The 18,369-nt window shown below is 42.1% G+C and carries 20 protein-coding genes and 1 other RNA gene; 17 read left to right on the forward strand and 4 right to left on the reverse strand.

Annotated elements, in window-relative coordinates; genetic code table 11:
- Positions 1–43: 43 nt before the first annotated feature.
- The 3 genes from EV579_RS12780 to EV579_RS12790 form a co-directional block, all read right to left on the reverse strand.
- On the reverse strand, positions 44–364 hold the full coding sequence (locus tag EV579_RS12780) for a winged helix-turn-helix transcriptional regulator (RefSeq protein ID WP_073207472.1): 321 nt from the start codon (positions 362–364) through the stop codon (positions 44–46).
- A gap of 81 nt (positions 365–445) precedes the next feature.
- Positions 446–847, reverse strand: coding sequence for a helix-turn-helix domain-containing protein (locus EV579_RS12785; RefSeq protein ID WP_133744668.1), 402 nt, complete (start codon positions 845–847; stop codon positions 446–448).
- 130 nt (positions 848–977) lie between these two features.
- The gene (locus tag EV579_RS12790) at positions 978–1,382 is read right to left on the reverse strand and encodes a helix-turn-helix domain-containing protein (RefSeq protein ID WP_024426060.1); all 405 of its coding nucleotides are present in this window, start codon (positions 1,380–1,382) and stop codon (positions 978–980) included.
- 154 nt (positions 1,383–1,536) lie between these two features.
- Here EV579_RS12790 and EV579_RS12795 point away from each other — a divergent pair, with 154 nt between their 5' ends.
- The 7 genes from EV579_RS12795 (at position 1,537) to ssrA (ending at position 6,889) form a co-directional block, all read left to right on the forward strand.
- Positions 1,537–1,770: a helix-turn-helix domain-containing protein gene (locus EV579_RS12795; protein ID WP_024426059.1), complete on the forward strand. Its 234-nt coding sequence runs from the start codon at positions 1,537–1,539 to the stop codon at positions 1,768–1,770.
- 29 nt (positions 1,771–1,799) lie between these two features.
- Positions 1,800–2,090, forward strand: a complete 291-nt coding sequence (locus tag EV579_RS12800; RefSeq protein WP_024426058.1) for an AbrB/MazE/SpoVT family DNA-binding domain-containing protein — start codon at positions 1,800–1,802, stop codon at positions 2,088–2,090.
- Positions 2,091–2,275: 185 nt separating this feature from the next.
- Complete coding sequence (secG, locus tag EV579_RS12805) at positions 2,276–2,509, forward strand: preprotein translocase subunit SecG (protein WP_003212746.1); 234 nt, start codon at positions 2,276–2,278, stop codon at positions 2,507–2,509.
- Positions 2,510–2,633: 124 nt separating this feature from the next.
- Complete coding sequence (locus tag EV579_RS12810; RefSeq protein WP_133744562.1) at positions 2,634–3,380, forward strand: alpha/beta hydrolase; 747 nt, start codon at positions 2,634–2,636, stop codon at positions 3,378–3,380.
- A 19-nt stretch (positions 3,381–3,399) separates the two neighbouring features.
- Entirely contained in the window at positions 3,400–5,742 is a 2,343-nt protein-coding gene (gene rnr, locus EV579_RS12815) for a ribonuclease R (protein WP_041107812.1), read from the forward strand.
- Between the two features lie 139 nt (positions 5,743–5,881).
- Positions 5,882–6,352 (forward strand): SsrA-binding protein SmpB, encoded by a 471-nt coding sequence (smpB, locus tag EV579_RS12820; protein ID WP_012011279.1) that lies wholly within the window; start codon positions 5,882–5,884, stop codon positions 6,350–6,352.
- Positions 6,353–6,526: 174 nt separating this feature from the next.
- Positions 6,527–6,889, forward strand: a transfer-messenger RNA (tmRNA) gene (ssrA, locus tag EV579_RS12825).
- Between the two features lie 60 nt (positions 6,890–6,949).
- On the opposite strand, the gene EV579_RS12830 is transcribed toward ssrA, so the two are convergent.
- Entirely contained in the window at positions 6,950–7,189 is a 240-nt protein-coding gene (locus EV579_RS12830) for a hypothetical protein (protein ID WP_133744563.1), read from the reverse strand.
- A 239-nt stretch (positions 7,190–7,428) separates the two neighbouring features.
- On the opposite strand from EV579_RS12830, the gene EV579_RS12835 reads away from it, so the two are divergent.
- The 10 genes from EV579_RS12835 to EV579_RS12875 all read left to right on the forward strand — a co-directional run bounded on the left by EV579_RS12835 (position 7,429) and on the right by EV579_RS12875 (position 18,359).
- Positions 7,429–9,030 (forward strand): histidine kinase N-terminal 7TM domain-containing diguanylate cyclase, encoded by a 1,602-nt coding sequence (locus EV579_RS12835; protein WP_133744564.1) that lies wholly within the window; start codon positions 7,429–7,431, stop codon positions 9,028–9,030.
- A 256-nt stretch (positions 9,031–9,286) separates the two neighbouring features.
- On the forward strand, positions 9,287–9,742 hold the full coding sequence (locus EV579_RS12840; protein ID WP_133744565.1) for a DUF6376 family protein: 456 nt from the start codon (positions 9,287–9,289) through the stop codon (positions 9,740–9,742).
- Positions 9,743–9,848: 106 nt separating this feature from the next.
- Positions 9,849–10,154, forward strand: coding sequence for a metal-sensing transcriptional repressor (locus tag EV579_RS12845; RefSeq protein ID WP_012011272.1), 306 nt, complete (start codon positions 9,849–9,851; stop codon positions 10,152–10,154).
- A 72-nt stretch (positions 10,155–10,226) separates the two neighbouring features.
- Entirely contained in the window at positions 10,227–10,433 is a 207-nt protein-coding gene (gene copZ, locus EV579_RS12850; RefSeq protein WP_024423475.1) for a copper chaperone CopZ, read from the forward strand.
- Between the two features lie 80 nt (positions 10,434–10,513).
- Positions 10,514–12,949 carry a heavy metal translocating P-type ATPase gene (locus EV579_RS12855; protein WP_133744566.1) on the forward strand — a complete coding sequence of 812 codons (2,436 nt, stop codon included), beginning with the start codon at positions 10,514–10,516 and terminating at the stop codon, positions 12,947–12,949.
- Positions 12,946–13,080: a hypothetical protein gene (locus EV579_RS19290; RefSeq protein WP_275426737.1), complete on the forward strand. Its 135-nt coding sequence runs from the start codon at positions 12,946–12,948 to the stop codon at positions 13,078–13,080. The genes EV579_RS12855 and EV579_RS19290 overlap by 4 nt, the downstream gene beginning before the upstream one ends.
- 175 nt (positions 13,081–13,255) lie before the next feature.
- Entirely contained in the window at positions 13,256–14,533 is a 1,278-nt protein-coding gene (locus tag EV579_RS12860; protein ID WP_024423473.1) for a cation:dicarboxylate symporter family transporter, read from the forward strand.
- Between the two features lie 18 nt (positions 14,534–14,551).
- Positions 14,552–15,997 carry an aspartate ammonia-lyase gene (aspA, locus tag EV579_RS12865; RefSeq protein WP_024426050.1) on the forward strand — a complete coding sequence of 482 codons (1,446 nt, stop codon included), beginning with the start codon at positions 14,552–14,554 and terminating at the stop codon, positions 15,995–15,997.
- 116 nt (positions 15,998–16,113) lie between these two features.
- Positions 16,114–17,430 carry an ATP-binding protein gene (locus EV579_RS12870; RefSeq protein WP_034623877.1) on the forward strand — a complete coding sequence of 439 codons (1,317 nt, stop codon included), beginning with the start codon at positions 16,114–16,116 and terminating at the stop codon, positions 17,428–17,430.
- Complete coding sequence (locus EV579_RS12875; RefSeq protein WP_034280916.1) at positions 17,427–18,359, forward strand: response regulator; 933 nt, start codon at positions 17,427–17,429, stop codon at positions 18,357–18,359. The genes EV579_RS12870 and EV579_RS12875 overlap by 4 nt, the downstream gene beginning before the upstream one ends.
- The last annotated feature ends 10 nt before the right edge of the window (positions 18,360–18,369 follow it).

Raw genomic sequence — 18,369 nt, forward strand, 5'->3', positions numbered from 1 at the left:
GGAGGTTGTTTTATGATGATCAGGCGGTTCGCATGCTGGTATTTTATGATTCAAGCGTGATCCAGTCAGAAGACCACTTCGCAATTTCCTCAAAAACGGGTGCAAGTGAACGCCCCATATCTGTTAAAGAATACTCAATGCGCACGGGTGTTTCAGCAAAAACCTCCCGTTTTACAATACCTGCTGCCTCCAGCTCTTTTAATCTCTCAGATAAAACTCTTCCACTTAAATTTGTCAGAGCCGCCTCAATTTCACTAAAGCGCTGCTGACCTGAGAGAAGCTGAAAAACAATCAGTGCCACCCAGCGTTTACTCAATAACTCAACTGCTTTTTCAAACCGCGGGCACATGTCAGATTGATTCATCTTTCTTCACTCCAATCTGAACCCATTATACCGTAAATCTGTCATAAATCGGCGCAAAAAGCTTGTCAATGATGAAAACATTTACGAGGATGAACGGCTGTTTAACATAAATAACAAATAGCGGTTGAGGTCCTCTATTTCTTTTTTCGAAAGGGTTGACCATATGTCACCATCAAATATTTCGAGATCATCAAGTTCATATTGCGCTGCGGCTTCCTTTATTTTGGATAAAGCAAGATCATCTTCCTCGTGCTGATGGACAGAAGAGGCCTCCTCAATATAGCCCGCAGCCTGCATCATGTCTTCATACGGTACCTTTAACGCACCAGCTAGCTTTTTAATCGTAGGAGGTTTCGGAATGCCGCGTTTCCCGTTTTCAATACGAGATATACCGGCAGCGCTGACCTCAGAATACATCGCTAATTGGTTCACCGACAGCTTCTTTTCCTCACGTAATGCTCTTAAATATGCACCAAAGTTCATCAACGCAAAACCTCACATGGTTATAGATTCGATATGTCTATTTTACTTGATTTGTTGACTATTGGCAATAAGCACACCATGAAAATATTGACATTAGTTAATGGTGGATGTACATTAGGTTTATGCCCCGCTATTTGTTCGCCTTTTTTTGGTCGATGAGCGTGAGAAAGTATTCATTCAGCTGGCTGATGTCTTGTGCGGAGAGCCTTTCCCATTTGTCTCCGTCAAAAATGGGGAGATGTTCTACATCCTTTTGAAGCGCCGTTTGATAGATTTTTAACATGGACTCATATTTCGGTTTCATTTCATGAACTTGTTCCTGTTCAATATGACCGGCAAGCAGCATTAAATCCTCATAAGGCACCTTCAAGGCGTGTGCTAATTTTTTTATGGTTAAAGGCTTTGGCACACCGCGCTTTCCATTTTCAATACGAGAAATACCAGCAGCGCTTACACCTGAATACATGGCAAGCTGATTGACCGACATTTTTCTATTTTCTCTTAAAATGCGTAATTGTTCACCAAAGTGATTCATGACATCGAACCTCACATTTCAGTATATGACTTATTTTAGTATGATCATTGACCAAAGGAAATAGCAGAGGGGTAAAAGTGTTGACATAAGTTAATGGATCTGCTTGATGTGAGAGCCTTACATGTTGTACATAATGATTCCATAGGAGGTTGTAATGATGGTCGAAAAAATTCAGATCAGGCGGGCTTTTGTCATGCAGTATATGATCGAGAACGATATGTCGTTAAATCAGCTCGCTGATGAAATTGGCATCTCTCCTGCCACACTTAGCAGGGTATTAAATGGTCACCGAAAACCAGGACAGCTTGTCATTGGCAAAATGATTCATTACTTTGATAAAAAATTTGAAGATCTATTTTACTATGAAGATATTGACAAAAGTCAATAAATGATATCATCATCAAGGAGGAAATGTCATTGAAAAGGACTGGGATGGTCAGACACATTGATTCTCTCGGCAGAATTGTTCTGCCCTCAGAAATGCGCAAGGTACTCAATATTAAAGAAGAGCAGCTGTTAGAAATATTCATTGAAGATCAAACCATTATGCTGAAAAAATATGATGCAGATAAGAGCTGCCTGTTAACAGGACAAGTGACGAAGTACAACAAAAGCTATGGAAATGGGAGCGTGATGCTGAGTCCTGAAGGAGCTGAACGCTTGTTAGTAGAATTAAAACAGCTATTGAAGGAAGAAGCAACTCATTAAAATGTGTTTTTAACCGAAAAATTGCATATAAAAATGCTGCAGCCAGCACTTTGGAACGAAATTGTATCAAAATAACGAATCAAGTCGACAATATATAGGAAATCTTTATTTTGATGTTTCGTGACATGCACCTTGTTTTCATGTAAAATAAAGTTATGTGTACCAGTTTGTCTGGAGGTGTTTTCATGCACGCATTTGTTATCACATTACTCGTAATTGTCAGTATCGCACTTATCATCGTTGTATTACTACAATCAAGTAAAAGTGCTGGACTGTCAGGCGCTATTTCAGGTGGAGCCGAGCAGCTTTTCGGTAAGCAAAAAGCGAGAGGCCTTGACTTGATTCTTCACCGATTAACGGTTATTTTGTCAGTGCTTTTCTTCATCTTAACACTTGCATTGGCATATTTAGGCGTGTAAAGCGCGGGTAACAGAAGGTCTGATCTTTTTTCAGACCTTTTTTTATTATCAGCACTCTTTTGTGTTTGTTTCATACATACAAGTGGAAAATATAAACCATATCAGAAGGAAAGGAAGTCACATCATGAAAGTTGTTACACCAAAACCATTTACGTTTAAAGGTGGAGAAAAGGCGGTGCTTCTTCTTCACGGTTTTACTGGGAATACAGCCGATGTTCGAATGCTTGGCCGTTATTTGAACGAAAGAGGATATACATGCCATGCACCTCAATATAAAGGACACGGTGTGCCGCCAGAAGAGCTTGTCCATACAGGCCCGGCTGACTGGTGGAAAGATGTAGAAGAAGGCTATCAATTCTTAAAAGATGAGGGCTATGAGGAGATTGCAGTTTGCGGACTATCCCTCGGAGGAGTTTTTTCATTGAAATTAGGTTACACTGTACCTGTAAAGGGAATTGTACCTATGTGTGCACCTATGTACATAAAAAGTGAAGAAGTCATGTACCAGGGTGTACTAGATTATGCCCGTAACTATAAGAAATTTGAGGGTAAGTCAGAGGACCAAATTGAACAAGAAATGGAAACGTTCAAGAAAACACCAATGGATACACTGAGGAGCCTGCAAGAACTGATTGCAGATGTCAGAAACAATGTCGACATGATCTATTCACCTACTTTTGTTGTGCAGGCACGTCACGATCATATGATTAATACAGACAGTGCGAATATCATTTATAACGAAGTAGAGACAGATGATAAGCATTTGAAATGGTATGAAGAATCAGGCCATGTCATCACGCTTGATAAAGAGCGGGAGAAGGTTCATCAGGATGTCTATGCATTCTTAGAATCACTTGATTGGTCAATTTAAATATATAGGGGGTTAGAGTGTGCAAAAAGAAGAATTTATGGATGAATTACTCGCTTTTATGAAAGAAGAAGCATATAAACCGTTAACTGTTCAAGAGCTGGAAGTCATGATGGAGATTACCAATCCTGATGATTATAAAGAGCTCGTCAAAGCACTTGTGACGCTGGAGGATCAAGGACTCATCGTTCGCACGCGCAGCGACCGTTACGGTGTACCAGAAAAAATGAATTTGGTAAAAGGAAAGCTGTCTGCTCATGCAAAAGGATTTGCATTTGTAACGCCTGAAGAGTTTGGACAGGATGATATTTTCATTCCGCCAAATGAATTAGGTACAGCGATGAATGGCGATACCGTCATGGTTCGTGTCAGCCACAAATCAAACGGCACGAAAAAAGAAGGAACGGTCATCCGTATTCTCGAGCGTAATACTCAGACGGTTGTCGGTACCTATACAGAAACGAAAAGCTTTGGCTTTGTCATTCCTGATGATAAAAAAATCACAAACGATATCTTCATTCCGAAATCCGCTAAAAACGGTGCGGTCGAAGGTCATAAAGTCGTTGTGACGCTGACAAGCTACCCTGAAGGAAGAATGAGTGCAGAGGGTGAAGTGACTGAAATCCTCGGTCATAAAAATGACCCTGGCATTGACATTTTGTCGATCATTCATAAACACGGTCTGCCAGGTGAGTTCCCAGAAGAAGCACTTCAGCAGGCAGTAGACACACCGGAAACGATTGATGAAAAAGACCTTGAAGGAAGACGCGACTTGCGCAATGAAACGATTGTGACGATTGACGGTGCAGATGCAAAGGACTTAGATGATGCCGTAACTGTGCAAAAGCTGGATGATGGCAAATATAAGCTTGGCGTGCACATTGCAGACGTTTCTCATTATGTCACAGAGAATTCTCCGATTGATCAGGAAGCTTATGAACGTGGAACGAGTGTGTATCTCGTCGACCGCGTCATTCCGATGATTCCGCATCGTTTGTCAAACGGTATTTGTTCATTAAATCCAAAGGTCGATCGTCTCACCCTGTCTTGTGAAATGGTTATTGATCGTAACGGGAAAGTCGTCAAACATGAGATTTTCCAAAGTGTGATCAAAACGACAGAGAGAATGACCTATTCCGATGTGAATAAGATTTTAGTCGACCAAGATGAAGAGCTTCTAAATAAATATGAGCCACTAGTGCCGATGTTCCAAGAGATGGAGAAGCTTGCAGAGATTCTTCGTGACAAACGAATGGAGCGTGGAGCTGTAGACTTTGACTTCAAGGAAGCAAAAGTACTTGTAGATGATGAAGGCGCTGCGAAAGACGTTGTCATTCGTGAGCGTTCCGTTGCAGAGAAATTAATTGAAGAATTCATGCTTGTTGCAAACGAAACGGTTGCCGAGCATTTCCACTGGATGAATGTTCCGTTCATTTACCGAATTCACGAAGAACCAAATCCTGAGAAACTTCAGCGCTTTTTAGAGTTCGTGACGACGTTTGGCTACATTGTGAAAGGGACGTCAACGAACATTCACCCGCGTGCACTTCAAAGTGTCCTCGATGCTGTCAGGGATCAACCGGAAGAAGTCGTCATTCAAACTGTGATGCTTCGTTCTATGAAACAGGCGAAGTATGATCCAGAAAGCATTGGCCATTTTGGATTATCAACGGAATTCTATACACACTTCACATCACCGATCCGCCGTTATCCGGATTTAATCGTGCATAGACTGATTAGAACCTATTTGATTCAGAAAAAGACAGATGAAGCAACCCTAGAGAAGTGGGGTCAGCTGCTGCCTGAAATCGCAGATCATGCCTCCACGATGGAGCGCCGCTCAGTCGATGCAGAGCGTGAAACAGATGACCTGAAAAAGGCAGAGTTTATGCTAGATAAAATCGGTGAAGAGTTCGATGGTATGATTAGTTCCGTGACGAACTTCGGACTATTCGTTGAACTGCCGAATACGATAGAAGGTCTTGTCCATGTCAGCTATATGACTGACGACTACTATCGCTTTGATGAACAGCACTTTGCCATGATCGGTGAACGTACAGGGAATGTCTACCGTATCGGTGACGAAATCACTGTCAAAGTCGTGAATGTCAATAAAGATGAGCACTCAATTGATTTTGAAATTGTCGGTATGAAGGGCACTCGCCGTAAATCACCAAAAGATTTCAAGTTCAAAAAACGAACAGATCCACCAGCGAAAAAAGGGCGTGGAGGTCAAAAAGCCTCTGGGGAAAAAGGCAAAGAGGATAAAAGCGGAAGTGACTGGTTCACAAACCGTAAAAAGAAGAAAAAGAAAAAACGCGTATTTGAAAACGCACCGAAACAAAAACGCAAAAAGAAAAAGTAACGTGTCAAAAAGCAAATAGGGCATCACGCTCTATTTGCTTTTTGACCACATGGCGTCAGCATTGTCGAAAGCTGGATTGTTTGATAAAATAATCCGTACGATTTGGACCGTGTTTGTGTCAAAAGGAGGGTGTACGCCAATGCCAAAGGGAGAGGGAAAGGTTGTTTCCCAAAACAAAAAAGCAAATCATGATTACTTTATAGAAGAAACATACGAAGCCGGCCTAGTATTACAAGGAACTGAAATCAAATCGATTCGTGCTGGAAAAGTGAATTTAAAAGATTCCTTTGCCAAAATCGAGCGAGGAGAAGTGTTCCTTCACAACATGCATGTGAGCCCATACGAGCAGGGGAACCGTTATAACCATGATCCGCTGAGAACGAGAAAGCTGCTTCTTCATCGCAAGCAAATCAGCAAATTGATTGGTGCGACGAAGGAAGAAGGCTACTCACTTGTGCCTCTGAAACTCTATTTGAAAAATGGCTTTGCCAAAGTGCTGATTGGAATCGGAAAAGGGAAGAAGAAATACGATAAACGTGAAGACTTGAAGAAAAAAGATGCAAAACGTGAAATCGAACGTGCCTTCCGCGATCGTCAAAAGCAATTCTAGCCTGATGCTGATGGCTTGCTGAGAGCGGAAGCATTATGCTACAATATGTTATGCAGTAAACAATCACCGCTATTTTTACAGAAACCACCAGTTGTTTCGAGCGATGAGATTGTTATAATAGTTATATACGGAAGCAGTGAAGCTGAACTTCCATCCCGTATATCCCTTTTACAAGGGGACGTTACGGATTCGACAGGGATGGTTCGAGCTTAGGCTGCGAGCCGAGAGGCGATCTCGTTAACACGCACTTAAATGTAACTGGCAAAACTAAAAGTTTTAACCAAAACTTAGCACTAGCTGCCTAATAAGCGCAGCGAGCTCTTCCTGACATCGCCTATGTGTCTGTGAGGAGCCCAATGAAGTAGGCTACGCTTACGTTTCCGTCTGAGGACGTAAGAAGAGATCCATCAGACTAGCTCTCCAAGCGCCCGTCAGCAGGCATGCGGATGAGTGAACACGAAATATGTTGACTACGCTCGTAGACGCTTAAGTAATCGATGTCTCTGGACGTGGGTTCGACTCCCACCGTCTCCATAATTTTAAATATTTAAAAAGGCCCTTTCTATAAAGGGGCTTTTTTTATCTAATTTAAGAAACTTATGTACGGTTTCTCAAAGAAGACTGCACCAACCGAACAAACAAAGGAAAAACGACAACCACCGCAATCATCAACAAAAATCCATCTGGCACAAGTTCTACAAACGTTGTCTGAATCACATAAACCGCAATCAGCAGTAAATAACTGATCAAAAATAACAATCCAGAACTTCTCTTTTTAAACGGTTTTTCCAAAAGAATCAGCATAAACAGCCCCGTCATAATCATCCAAAAAGTCATATTCCTTTCGAGTCTCCTCTCCATTCATCCCCACATTGTACATATATTTCTCCGAACGCAACATACTTCTCCCTCAAATTAAGCAAAAAGTAGTGAAAATATAAGGAATCACGAACCGATGACGCCTGAAATTTTACAAAAAATCTCCAACCAATTCAAAATCACATCTTCCCATTTGAGACGTCCTCATATATAGTAAGATTAGACTAGTTCTAAATAACTGAAATTGGGGCGTTTACATGGATTCGATTGTTTTACATTTTATTGTGATCATGAGTGTTTCTGGCATTCTGTCCGTGATATTATCAATCATTGCTCATGCAAACCGCCATCGATATATTGGCTGTCAATTGTTTATGTACATGTCTGGAGCAACTGCGATTTATATCTTTGGGCATACGTTTGAATTATTGGCTCGTACTCCTGGAGAAATCATGTTTTGGGTTTGTTTTCAATACATAGGTCTTCCGTTTATCGCACCGCTCAGTCTGCTGATTGTGCTGCAATTTACGGGGTTCCATCAATATTTCACAAAGCGCCGCGTGCTTCTCATCTTATTGATTCCAACTCTCACAACCATTTTGGTGTTCACCAACTCTTTACATTCACTCTTTTATCGAAGCATCACGATGAATCCAGTAGATGGGTTTTTATTGGCTGATTTTACGATTGGCTATTGGTATGTCATTCATGGCGTTTATACGTTTGGCTGTTCGATGCTTGCTATCTTTATGCTGCTTTGGTTTTTACGTGTCACAAAAAAAGAATATTTAAAGCAGATTCTCATACTGTTAGTGGGAATGTCATTACCAATTTTGACTTCTTTTATTTATTTATTAGGTGTTACACCCCTACATATTGATCCAGTCCCAGTGGTGATGTTTTTAACCAACGCACTCTATTTATGGGCGATTATGTCGTTCCAGCTCTTTAAAATCTCTCCCATTGCAATGGAGCGTGTGTTTGAGCATATGTCTGAAGGGGTTCTGATTTTAGATCGATATCGGACACTCATTGACTACAATCCCGCTGCTGCATCGATCATTCCAGCACTTGCGAATAAAAAGGGAATTGGCCATAAAATCGACGATATTTTCTCAGCAATCATCAAAGATTCAGCGTTCATTCAATGGCTGCGCTCTCCGCAGGATCATTCGCAATATGATTTAATGTGGAAAAAGGAAAAAGACCAGTCCTGCTATTATCATTTGACCGCTTCGTCTCTATTTAATAGAAGAGGAGAAATCGAGGGCAGGCAAATCGTGATCAGTGATGTAACAGAGCAGCGTTTGCTGCAGGAAGAGCTGGAGCGTCGTGCGTATATCGATGGTTTGACGAATATTTACAATCGTTCTTCTTTCATCGAACGAACGCAGATGATCTTGGAAGAGGATGCGCAGGATACGGCTGTTATGCTGTTTGATATTGATTTTTTTAAACAAATCAATGACACACACGGACATCATATCGGGGATGAAGCGCTGCGTCATGTTGTTTCTATTTGTCAGCAGCATTTACAAATGGATGATTTATTTGGACGATATGGGGGAGAAGAGTTTGCCATTTGTCTGCCGCATCAGTCATTTAAAGAGGCCTGTCATATCGCGGAACAAATAAGACATTCGTTTGAAGTGAGCTTCTTTCAGAATGATGAGGAAAAAGTGCGAGTGACAGCGAGCTTTGGAATTGCTCATACAGCCAATGATCCTTGTGTATTAGAAACACTTCTATTTGAAGCGGATCAGGCCTTGTATATGTCAAAACGCCAAGGACGGAACCGGATTTATGCATCCACTGGTAAGGGCCATGTGCTGTATCAAGAGCAGGATCTTCCGAATTGACTGTTGTCCTGACATTCGATATGATAAACATAACATTTGAACGGTTTCCTAAAGGGGAGTAGCTTTTACGGTTTGGTCGTCATTACAGAAACATTCGTTGTTTCTCGGCCATTCCGGCATGAACAATGTTAGCCAGACCTTTGCTTATCACACATGAGGCAAAGGTCTGGCTATTTTTAAGGTCTTTTTGCATCTGAGTGATAGAGAAGCGGAACAAATGATGCTTTTAATCCTACAGATGAAAGGATGATCGATCTTGAAAAAATATGTGATGGCTTGCCTATTTTCCGGAACGCTTGTATTAAGCGGGTGCTCCGGCTTGCTTGATCAGGTCAACGATACAACGACATATGTCACTGAGGCAAATGACTATGTGACAGACATTCAGCAATTTACAGAGGATTTTCCAAAACTCGCTGAAGAAGCTGTGCAAAATGCCGCCAAAAAAGCAGAATTAACGCAGCAGCTTGAATCATTGAAGGCAGACATTCAAGATTTTAATGACGTCACAGCGCCAAAAATGGCAGAAGACCTGCATGCGCAAATCATTGAAAAAAATAAAGTGCTGTCAGAGGAAATCCAAACGTATTTACAGCAATTGAAAGCAGGCGATATCGATGTTGCCGCCATACTGGAGGATCAGCAGGGATTGATGAAAAAGCTTCAGCAATCCGTCAATCTTTTGCAGGATATCGAACAATTAACAAATTAGGACAAACACAGCTTTATATGCGGTGCTCAGCATATCTTTGCCTTTTCCGGTGGAGATATGCTTTAATTTAGGTAAAGACAAGTCATAATGGAAAAAAGGTGATCACATGACAGAACATGAAGAAAGACATATGGCTTCGCCTAGAGCCGAAAAGGAAAAGGACCAATTGATCAATCGCTTGAAACGAGTGGAAGGACAAGTTCGCGGGATTCAGCAAATGATTGAAAACGATCGTTACTGTATAGATGTTGTGAATCAAATCTCCGCAGTCAATGCGGCTTTGAAAAAAGTCAGTCTTCATTTGATGGAAAAGCATACACATCATTGTGTTGCAGATGCTATCAAGAGCGGCAATGGGGATGAAGCCATTGAAGAGTTAATGACGGTCTTTACGAAACTAACAAAATCGTAGCATTTATGTTTACATTGATACCCTACTAGGGTATAGTAAATTGTAGAAAATGATTGATGGAGGCGATGAGAAGTGGAACAAGCAACACTTCAAGTGCAGGGCATGTCTTGCGGACATTGCGTGAAAGCAGTCGAAGGAAATGTAGGAGAATTAGCAGGTGTTGAATCTGTGAAAGTCCATTTAGACAAAGGACAGGTGGAGGTTTCATTTCACCCAGATCAAGTCACGTTACACCGTATCTCCGATGTGATTGAGGAACAGGGATATGATGTTGTATAAATAAGTAGACGTGCTGCAAAACAGCACGTATTTTTTTCAAAATATAATACCCCCATGGAGTATGTGGAGAGGTGAGATCAATGAAAAAGGAAATTGATTTTCAAATTACGGGGATGACCTGTGCTGCCTGTGCAGGCCGCATCGAAAAGGGATTGAACAGGCTGGAGGGTGTGGAGGATGCCAGTGTGAATTTGGCGCTTGAAACTTCTCATATCATTTATGAAACAGAGCAGCTAACACCAGATGATTTGAAGCGAAAAGTTCAATCTCTTGGTTATGATGTGGTGATGGAGCAAGCAGAATTTGATATAGAGGGAATGACCTGTGCAGCTTGTGCAAACCGAATCGAGAAAAAAATTAACCGAATGGACGGTGTCGATCACGGGTCTGTAAACTTTGCCCTTGAGACACTTCAGGTCACATATCATCCGGGCCAAACGTCTACAAATGACATAAAAGATGCGGTGCAGTCTATTGGGTATTCTTTAATAGAACCAGCTGCAGATCAAGCGGAGGAAGGAAAAAAAGATCACCGGCAAGCTGCAATAGAAAAGCAAACGGCACGCTTTTTATTCTCGATGATTTTATCACTGCCGCTACTTTGGGCAATGGTCAGCCATTTTTCTTTTACGTTCTTTATTTGGCTGCCAGAAGCTTTTATGAATCCATGGGTACAGCTGGCGTTAGCAGCGCCGGTGCAGTTCATTGTCGGCTGGCCCTTTTATGTAGGTGCATATAAGGCTTTAAGAAATAAAAGTGCCAACATGGATGTTCTTGTCGCACTTGGGACATCTGCCGCGTTTTTCTATAGTTTATATGAAAGCATTCAGTCAGCGATTAGAGGCACACATGAGGCAGCCCTCTATTATGAAACAAGTGCTGTCCTCATTACGTTGATCGTGCTCGGAAAATTAATGGAAGCAAGAGCAAAAGGAAGATCATCAGAAGCGATTCAAAAGCTGATGGGCTTACAGGCGAAAGAAGCGGTTATCGAGCGAGATGGCAAACAGATGACTGTGCCTATTTCTGACGTGAAAGTGAATGATCTTGTGTTTGTCAAACCCGGGGAAAAAGTGCCGGTAGATGGAGAAATCATAGAGGGGACAACCGCAATAGATGAGTCCATGATTACAGGAGAAAGTCTGCCTGTTGATAAAACAGCAGGAGATATGGTCATTGGGGCAACGATCAATAAAAATGGATTCATCAAAATAAAAGCGACTAAAGTCGGGAAAGAGACCGCTCTTTCACAGATTATCCGAGTCGTAGAACAAGCGCAGGGCTCAAAGGCACCGATTCAAAGAATGGCAGATCAAATATCAGGGATATTTGTTCCTATTGTTGTAGGAATTGCTGTGCTCACATTCCTCATATGGTTTTTCTTTGTTGATCCAGGAAATGTGACGTCAGCACTTGAAACCTTTATAGCCGTCATTGTCATCGCATGTCCGTGTGCGCTCGGCCTTGCGACACCAACCTCTATTATGGCTGGCAGCGGCCGTGCGGCTGAATCAGGCATTCTGTTTAAAGGCGGAGAGCATTTAGAAGTGACTCAATCACTCGACACGGTCGTGTTAGATAAAACAGGGACTGTGACAAAAGGAGAGCCTAGTCTGACAGATGTACTGGCATATGCCAACTGGACAGAAGATATGCTGCTGCAGCTAGCAGGATCGGCAGAACAGCAGTCGGAACACCCGCTTGCCCGGGCGATAACAGACGGTATGAAGGAACGAGGTCTTGAAGCGGTCGAGGTTGAAGCGTTCCAAGCAGATCCAGGTCATGGAGTTGAAGCAAAGGCAGCAGGACACAAGCTTTTGATTGGAACGCGTAAGCTATTACAGAAACATCATATCCAATATGAGCAAATTGAAGCATCTGTCACAACGCTGGAGGAGCAAGGGAAAACGGCTATGCTTGTTGCGATTGACGGCGAAGTCGCCGGCATTGTCGCGGTCGCAGATACAATCAAATCATCCTCTCCACAAGCCATCGCTCGTCTAAAAGAGCAGGGGATTCACGTTGTGATGATGACAGGTGATAATAAACTAACAGCAGAGGCGATTGCGAAACAGGCGGGCATTGATCATGTCATTGCTGAAGTGCTGCCTGAAGAAAAAGCGGCTCACATTGCAGCGCTTCAGGAACAGGGAAAGAAAGTCGCCATGGTCGGAGACGGTATCAATGATGCCCCAGCTCTTGCAACAGCGAATATTGGGATGGCTGTGGGAACAGGGACAGACGTTGCCATGGAAGCAGCAGATATTACGCTCATGACGGGAGATCTCCATGCCATTGCAGATGCGCTGGAATTTAGTAAAAAAACAATGAGAAACATTAAACAAAACCTATTTTGGGCGCTTGCCTATAACTGTATCGGGATACCGATTGCTGCATTTGGTTTCCTTGCGCCATGGCTTGCAGGAGCAGCAATGGCCTTTAGTTCCGTGTCCGTTGTGCTGAATGCGCTCAGATTGCAGCGATTGAAGCCAGTTAGAGAGGGAGTGGCAGAATGAAGCTGAATGTCAAATGGATTTGGACCGTTAGTGCATTGTTCTACGTTGCTCTTGTGCTCATTGGATATAAGATTTATGATGAATTTTTTCCAAATCAACATACACCAAGTGAACAGATGCAAAATCATTAAGACTTCGCCAAAAGCGAAGTCTTTTTTTTACAATATTGTGGAAAAACCCACCTTTTTAAAGATTTTTCATAAAAAATTCACTTCTTTTTGTTCCTTTTTGTCGTTTTTTGTAGGTTCGTCGTTAAGATGCGATTAAGCAACAAAGAAAGCGTTATCAAAAAAAGGGGGTTCACGTATGAAAAAGTTAGGGTTAGCTTCTCAAATACTCATTGCACTTGTTCTGGGTGTTGTCGTGGGAGCGCTGTTTTATCAAAATGAAACCGTTATTAATGTGTTAACGCCGATTGGCGATATATTTATCCATTTAATTAAAATGATCGTTCTTCCAATTGTTATTGCTGCATTGATTGTAGCAGTTGCAGGTGTAGGAGATATGAAAACAATCGGAAGACTCGGCGGAAAAACCATTCTTTACTTCGAGATTGTGACAACGATTGCATTAGCAGTTGGACTGCTTGCAGCAAACGTCTTCCATCCTGGTACAGGAATTGATATGAGCAACATGGAGAAAGGCGATATCTCTAAATATGAAGAGACATCTAAGGCTTCTTCTGAAAAAGCGACTTTCTCTGAAACGTTGGTGCATCTTGTACCAACAAACGTTTTCCAATCTATTGCAGAAGGTGATCTATTACCAACCATCTTCTTTACAGTCTTATTCGGATTAGGAATTGCCGCAGTAGGAGACAAAGGAAAACCAGTATTAGGATTCTTTGAGGGGATACTCGAAGCGATGTTCTGGGTGACCAATAAAGTGATGAAGTTTGCACCATTTGGTGTATTCGCGCTCATCAGTGTGACGGTGATCAAATTCGGGGTCGGAGCGCTTCTCCCGCTAGGTAAACTGGTACTTGTTGTTTACGGTACAATGGCATTCTTCGTCATTGTTGTACTTGGAATTATTGCGAAAATGGCTGGAACAAGCGTCTTTACACTATTTAAAGTATTAAAAGAAGAAATCATTCTTGCATTCTCAACAGCAAGTTCAGAAGCTGTACTGCCTAGATTAATGGACAAAATGGAGAAGTTCGGCTGCCCGAAAGCGATCACGTCGTTCGTTATTCCAACAGGCTACACCTTTAACTTAGATGGAAGTGCCATCTATCAATCCATTGCTGCGATATTTGTTGCACAAATGTACGGCATGCCGCTTTCCATCTATGAGCAAATTACGTTACTATTAATTTTAATGCTGACATCTAAAGGAATGGCTGGTGTACCAGGTGCATCGATCGTTGTTGTCATCACAACTCTTGGTGCTATGGGACTGCCGCTTGAAGGACTTGCCTTCATCGTTGGGATCGACCGACTTCTTGACATGGTTCGTACAACAGTGAACGTATTTGGTAACTCACTTGCAGCCATTGTCATGTCTAAGTGGGAAAAAGTATTTGATCAAGAGAAATCGAAGAAGTATATTGAGGAATTAAAACAACAAACAAAAGCAGCGTAAAAAAGGAGATCTTTTCAAATGACGAAGCTACAGGACAAGCAAGTTCGAATCGAACGTGACTTTCTAGGTGAAAAGGAAGTAGACACTCAAGCATATTATGGAATTCAAACATTACGTGCAGTGGAGAACTTTCCAATTACAGGCTACCGTATTCATGAGGAACTCATCAAAGCATTAGGGATTGTCAAAAAGGCAGCCGCACTTGCAAATATGGATACACAGCGACTATATTCTGGTCTTGGAGAAAAAATTGTTCAAGCCGCAGATGAGGTCATCGAAGGAAAATGGAACAATCAATTTATTGTCGATCCAATTCAAGGCGGGGCTGGCACTTCAATGAATATGAATGCCAATGAAGTCATTGCAAACAGAGCGCTTGAACTACTAGGAAAGGAAAAAGGCGCTTATACTGAGCTAAGTCCAAACACGCATGTGAACATGTCGCAGTCAACAAACGACGTTTTCCCAACAGCGATTCATATTTCAACATTGAATATGATTGAAAAACTACTTTATACGATGGAAAACATGCATCAAGTCATGACCGAAAAAGCGCAGGAATTCGATCATGTCATCAAAATGGGACGCACGCATCTTCAGGACGCTGTTCCAATCAGACTTGGACAAGAGTTTAGTGCTTATGCAAAAGTTCTTGCTCGTGATATTAAACGTATCAAACAGTCTAGACAGCATTTATATGAAGTCAATATGGGTGCAACAGCAGTCGGAACTGGATTGAATGCAGATCCTAAATATATTCGCCAAGTGGTTGGCTACCTATCTGACATTAGCGGATTACCGTTAGTTGGCGCTGAAGACTTAGTCGATGCAACGCAAAATACGGATGCTTATACAGAAGTATCGGCTGCACTTAAAGTATGTATGATGAACATGTCCAAAATGGCGAACGATATTCGTCTGATGGCTTCAGGTCCAAGAGCAGGCTTTGGTGAGCTGCACCTGCCGCCGAGACAGCCAGGTTCATCCATCATGCCAGGGAAAGTCAACCCAGTTATGCCTGAGGTCATGAACCAAGTGGCATTCCAAGTCATTGGGAACGATCACACAATCTGTCTTGCATCAGAGGCTGGCCAGCTTGAACTAAACGTTATGGAACCAGTGTTAGTGTTCAACCTGCTTCAATCTCTCAGCATGATGAAAAATGTATTCGAGTCCTTCGTGGACAACTGCTTGCGTGACTTAAAAGCAGATGAATCTAGATTAAAAGAATATGTAGAAAAGAGTGCCGGTGTCATGACGGCGGTGAATCCGCACATTGGTTATGAAGCGGCTGCACGAATTGCAAGAGAAGCCATCCTTACAGGCGCATCTGTACGTGAGCTATGTCTGCAAAATGATGTGTTAACAGAGGAAGAGCTTGATGTCATCTTAAATCCTTTTGAAATGACAAAACCAGGTATTGCTGGTGCATCACTTTTAGAAAAGGATCGTTTAGAAGATTAAGCGGCATCATGAGAAGCGCACACCGGCAAAGTTCCGGTGTGCGCTTTTTCATGGAGGTTTGTTTTTCTTTAGCTCACATAGTATACTATCGTCAATTATTAGGGATGTGACTGCGTTTGAATCTACTGAAAAAATGGCTGAATACAGAGCCTTATTTAATTGTGCTGCTCATTGTACTGACGCCGATTGGCGGAGAGTTTAAATTTTATCCATTTGAGGACAGCTTTCGGGTCAGCTTTGGAACCGTTGTCTTTTTCTTTATCCTGCTTCAAATGAAAAGATTTCCTGCATGGGCAAGCGGCATCATCGCTGGGATATCTGTTTTTGTGTTTCGTGTGCTGCTTGATACAGCTGTGACAGGGCATCTTCCGCTTGAAGAGGCAGTTTCATTAAGATTTCCTTCCCTGCTTTATTATGTTGTCTATGGCACACTCTTTTACTTATTGAAGGTCAGACGTTTCCGCGATCAGCCATGGCTTATTGGAGCAACAGGCATCGTCATGGAGCTGTGCGCAAGCGTTGTTGAAATCATCGCACTTCGAGGCACGATGGATGAAATTTTAACGGTGAGGACGCTGTTCCAATTATTTGTTTTGGCGATTTTCAGAAGCTTTTTCGTGTTGGCTTGTTATACAATGATTCGCTTATATGAAGAGCAGGCGAGAGAGCGTCAGATGAAAAAGGAAAAGGAACATCTGCTGATGCTTCTGTCTAACCTTTACACAGAATCTACATATTTTCATAAAACACTCGCACATGCTGAGCATATTACGGCTACATCCTATCAATTGTATCAATCCCTTCACCACGCAAAGGATGCGGAATCATTGGATTTGAAAAAGCTCGGTAAAACCGCCTTGCAGATTGCAGGAGAGGTGCATGAAATCAAAAAGGATAACCAGCGGATTTTTTCTGCCTTATCAAAGCTGATTCATGAGGAAAACTTCCAGGCTTATGAGAGTCCTTCTCATATCGCTGGGCTTGTCATTCGCATTCATGAAAATTATGCAGAATCTCTTAAAAAAAACATCGTCTTTCATTATGATGAAGATGGAAAGCATCCCGCCTATCACGTGTATACCATTCTATCTTTGTTAAATAACATCGTATCCAACGCTGTTGAAGCCATTCCTGTAGAAGGAGAGGTGTCACTTTCTATTTCACAGAAAGAAAACCACGTGATTTTTCAAATCAGCGACAACGGGCCTGGCATAAAAGAACGTAATCATCATGTGATTTTTAAACCGGGCTTCACTTTAAAATACGATCAGGCTGGGAATCCATCGAGCGGTATCGGGCTTGCCTATGTAAAGGATACAGCGGAGAAGCTTGGCGGAAGTGTTGAGATGAAGAGTATCCCAAATGAACAAACGATTTTCACATTAACGATACCAGTAGATCAAGTCAGTAGAAAAGAGGGGATTGGGAGATGAGATTTTTTATTGTTGATGATGATGAAGCCGTTCGTTCTTCACTGGCTCAGCTCATTGAAGATGAAGAGCTTGGCATTGTGGCCGGGGAAGCAGAGGATGGCGCAGAGTTAACAGCCAGCTACTTAAATGATTTGCACATTGATATCTTATGTATTGATCTATTGATGCCGGAAAGGGACGGGCTTGAAACGATTCGAGCGATCAAGGATGAGTTTCATGGGAAATACTTAATGCTGTCACAGGTTGAAACAAAGGAATTAATCGGACAGGCGTATACGCTTGGCGTCGAATATTATGTGACAAAGCCGATCAATCGTGTAGAGGTCTTAAGTGTCCTCCATCTCATGATTGAACGTCTTCATTTAGAGCATTCAATTGAAAATATTCAGCACTCACTCAAATCGGTCATGCAATTTCAGCAGCGCGGTCAGACGAAAACGAAGCAGCGGGGGAAAAGTCTTGCAGAGGCGGGGCAGTTTTTGCTGGCGGAGCTTGGTATTGTTGGGGAGAAGGGGTCTAAAGATTTATTAGATATGATTCTGTTTACAGACCAGTATTTAGCGCTGCATGCTGATCATCATGATTCCTTTCCTTCTTTAAAGATCATTTTCACTGGGATTACAGAGGATAAGCTAAGTGAGCCCTACACATCGGCAGACATCGCAAGAGAAGCAAAGGCAGCCGAACAGCGGGTAAGACGTGCGATCAACCAATCATTAAAGCACATCGCATCACTTGGGCTAACCGATTTTTCTCATCCAACGTTTGAAAATTACGCATCTAAATTTTTCGATTTCACCATCGTACGAAAGAAAATGAGTGAATTGACGAAAGAGATGAGCGGAAGAGAAGAACACACCCGCATCAATGTGAAGAAATTTGTGCAGGTGCTTTACTACGAAGCGAAACGTATTTTTATGGAAGATTAAAAAAAGACAT

This window comes from Bacillus sp. BK450 (genome assembly GCF_004364885.1).
GTDB lineage: Bacteria > Bacillota > Bacilli > Bacillales > Bacillaceae > Bacillus > Bacillus safensis.